The organism is Streptomyces sp. IBSBF 2435, from assembly GCF_036815005.1.
Classification (GTDB): Bacteria; Actinomycetota; Actinomycetes; order Streptomycetales; family Streptomycetaceae; genus Actinacidiphila.
This window is the reverse complement of record NZ_JAJSYW010000344.1, coordinates 1-2993: the sequence shown is the minus strand read 5'-3', so window position 1 is coordinate 2993 and position 2993 is coordinate 1. Positions and strand designations below refer to the sequence as shown.

The window sequence follows — 2993 nt, the reverse complement described above, 5'->3', positions numbered from 1 at the left end:
ACCTGGAATCCCCCTCGCCCCCCAGCCCGCTCACCACTCCCGCCGAACCCGCCTCGCGCGACGCGGCTGGCCGGAAAGAATCAGAATTACCTTTTTCTGTTGACCGAAAACCCGCATCCGGGAAGGCTTTGCATCGAATACAGTTAATCCATTCTTCAACTTCACCCACCCCCATTTCCGGCCACCCCGCCGGCTATCGGGGCCGCCACGCCCGCCCGAGGCCCTCCGGCCTCCGCCGCTCGGAGGGCGGCTGCTCCAGCCACTTGATGGACCCCACGAAGAGCAGATCCTCGGCGATGGGTGCACGGTCCGCGCCGACGATGTCGATCTCGACGTCGTTCGGGCCCAGTAGCCGCCCACCGCGGGGGCCGGGGACAGCCGGTCGTCGGGCAGCATCCGCGCCAGGGCCTCCCTGACGAGTGGCTCGACGGCACGGCCATGCCAGCTGGTCCGGTTCTCCCGGATACGCGCCAGCGTGAGATCGCCCCGCCCTCGTTCGATCTCCTCCGTGGACGGACCCAGCAGACGGAGCCAGAACCGCGGGTAGGGATCAGTCACCCGGTAGCGGCGGTCCCTCGACGGACGCCGCGGCACGGGCAGCTCAGCAGCGACCTCCGCTTGTCCGCAAGCAGCTCCAACGCCCGTTGCGGCGATGCGGCCCCGATCCCGCCGGCCGCAGGGGCGATGGTGGTGAAGGGGTCCGCGCGCCACTGCCGATGGCCGCCAGCACCGTACGCGCCTGAGCCTGCGGGGGGAATTCGGCAGCCAGCGAACGCTCGGCCGACACCAGCAGGGCCGGGACGGGGTCGCTCGGCGCCTCGTCGAGGAAGTCCCACAGCCCCGCACCTCGCGGCCACTCCGCGCAGATCAGTGGCAGCCCGCCGGTGACCAGCGCGGCGCAGAAGGCTTCCGCCGGCTCCAACCCGAGCATCGGCGGGGTTTTACGGTCCCAGCGCCATCTCCCGGCCGCGCTGGTGGAAGGGGCGTCCGTAGTTGTTCATGGCCTCCGTCACCGACAGGTCGGAGCCGATGAGGACCAGCAGCACCGGCTTGGTCTCCAGTGCCCGGTCCCAGGCCCGCTGCAGTATCCCCTCAAAGGCGCCATCGGCATCCATGAACAGGAACGGGGCGCCGGAGCGATCGGGCCGCCTCGACGGCCCCGGCCGCAGCAGGCGGAGAACAACGGAGAGCAGAAGAGGCAACGGGCAACACCGCCGAACCCCGATTCTTGAGGCGCACCTCGTGCCAAACTCGCTCTCGGATGCGAAGCGCGACAGACCCGTCACGACGAGTGTTCGCTGTCGGTCGTCGGGCCGGCCGGTGAACGCCGACCGGAAGTTCCCCGTGAGGGCGCACGGCTCTCACGGTCGCTGTTCGAGGGGGAGGTTGATGATGAGCACAATTTCACGTTTCGGCCCGGAACTCCGCCGTCTACGGCAGGAAGCGGGGCTGACTCTGACCGAGTTCTCCGTGGCACTCAACTACGACAAGGGGCACCTCAGCAAGGTCGAGCGGGGGGAGCGCTCCGCGTCCCCCGAACTGGCCCGCCGATGCGACGCCTTCCTCGGTGCGAACGGCGGGCTGCAGCGCCTGGCCGCCCGCCCCGGGACCGGCTCGGACTCCACCGAGACCCCTGCCGCCCCGAGCCTGTGGCTCGTCGGGCGCCGGGCGGTCCTCGCTGCGGGTACGGGATCGCTGATCGACTTCGGCCTGAAACTCGACGGTCAGGCGTCCCCGGTCGCCGACCCCCTCCTTCCCTGCTTCCGCGCGCAGTTCGACCAGCTGCGAAAGCTCGGCCAGTCCACCGCACCGAAGGTCCTGCTTCCCCTGCTGGAAACGCAGACACGTATGGTCGCCGGGCTGGCCGCCGAGGCCCCGTCCGCCACCCGGACTCCCGCGCTCCTGCTCGCGTCGCGGTTCGCGGAGTTCACCGGCTGGATGGCCCAGGAGGCCGGGGACAGCGGCGCGGCACTCGGCTGGACCGGTGAGGCGGCCGAACTGGCGCGCGCCGGGGGCGATCCGTACCTCGGTTCCTACGCGCTCGTGCGACGCGCCCTGGTCACGCTCTACGACGGGGATGCCGCGAGCACCATCACTCTGGCCCGCCGGGCCCAGAGCCACGAACTCCCACCGCGCATCCGGGGACTCGCGGCCCAGCGGGAGGCGCAGGGGCACGCGCTCGTCGGCGACGAACGCGACTGCCTCCGCAGCCTCGACAGGGCGCGGGAGCTGCTGGACAGCGATGACGCCCGCAGCGGCGCCGGGCCCGTGATCGGCACCACCCACCTGAGCGATCCGGCGGAGATGACGACCGGCTGGTGCCTGCACGACCTCGGTCGCCCCAAGGCCGCCGCCGATGTCCTCGACCGTGAATACCGCCGCCTCCCGACCCACGCGCTGCGCACCCGCGCCCGGTATGGCTTCCGCCGGTCCTTGGCCCACGCCGCCTCCGGAGAGGTCGAGCACGCGTGCACGATCGCCGGGGAACTCCTGGGGGTGATGCCGGCTGTTCCTTCGGCGACGGTGAACAGCGACGTACGGCGTCTCGCGCGGGAGCTCTCCCGGTTCCGGAGCAGCCGGGCCGTACGCGATCTGCAACCGGCACTGGCACGGGTACTCGCCCCCGCGCACGGCTGACAGCGGCTCCACCACCGGCACCGGCTCAATCCGCCCGGCTCGCCGACCACCCGGTCTCTCCGGCTCGCACGATCCCCGCAGGACCCTCTGATCCCCGTCCGACGCCACGCACCGCGCGCCCGGCTTCCTCGGGCTGTCCGCGACCAGTGACGCGCCGGGCGGCGTACCTCCCTCCGTACGCCCTCCCCCGGACGCGCCATGCCGTCACCCGGTCGGAACCTCACGGCCCGGGGGGGGGGGGGGGGGGGGGGGGGGGGGGGGGGGGCCCCCCCCCCGGCCCCCCCCCCCCCCCCCCCCCCCCTCGACCCGGTCGACAGCGTCGCCAAGCTCGCGGAGCTGGGCGCGTACGGTGTGAC

General features: G+C 72.2%; 1 protein-coding gene and 1 pseudogene. One reads left to right on the top strand and one right to left on the bottom strand.

Annotated elements, in window-relative coordinates:
- Positions 1-211: 211 nt before the first annotated feature.
- Positions 212-1127: pseudogene (locus V7E46_RS33140) on the bottom strand (DUF234 domain-containing protein); the annotation flags it as partial.
- 265 nt (positions 1128-1392) lie between these two features.
- Here V7E46_RS33140 and V7E46_RS33135 point away from each other — a divergent pair.
- Entirely contained in the window at positions 1393-2637 is a 1245-nt protein-coding gene (locus V7E46_RS33135) for a helix-turn-helix domain-containing protein (RefSeq protein ID WP_443054426.1), read from the top strand.
- Positions 2638-2993: the final 356 nt, after the last annotated feature.

Bases quoted from the DNA above. Each gene is read 5' to 3' on its own strand.
- V7E46_RS33135 (WP_443054426.1), top strand. From the start codon at position 1,393: ATGAGCACAATTTCACGTTTCGGCCCGGAACTCCGCCGTCTACGGCAG.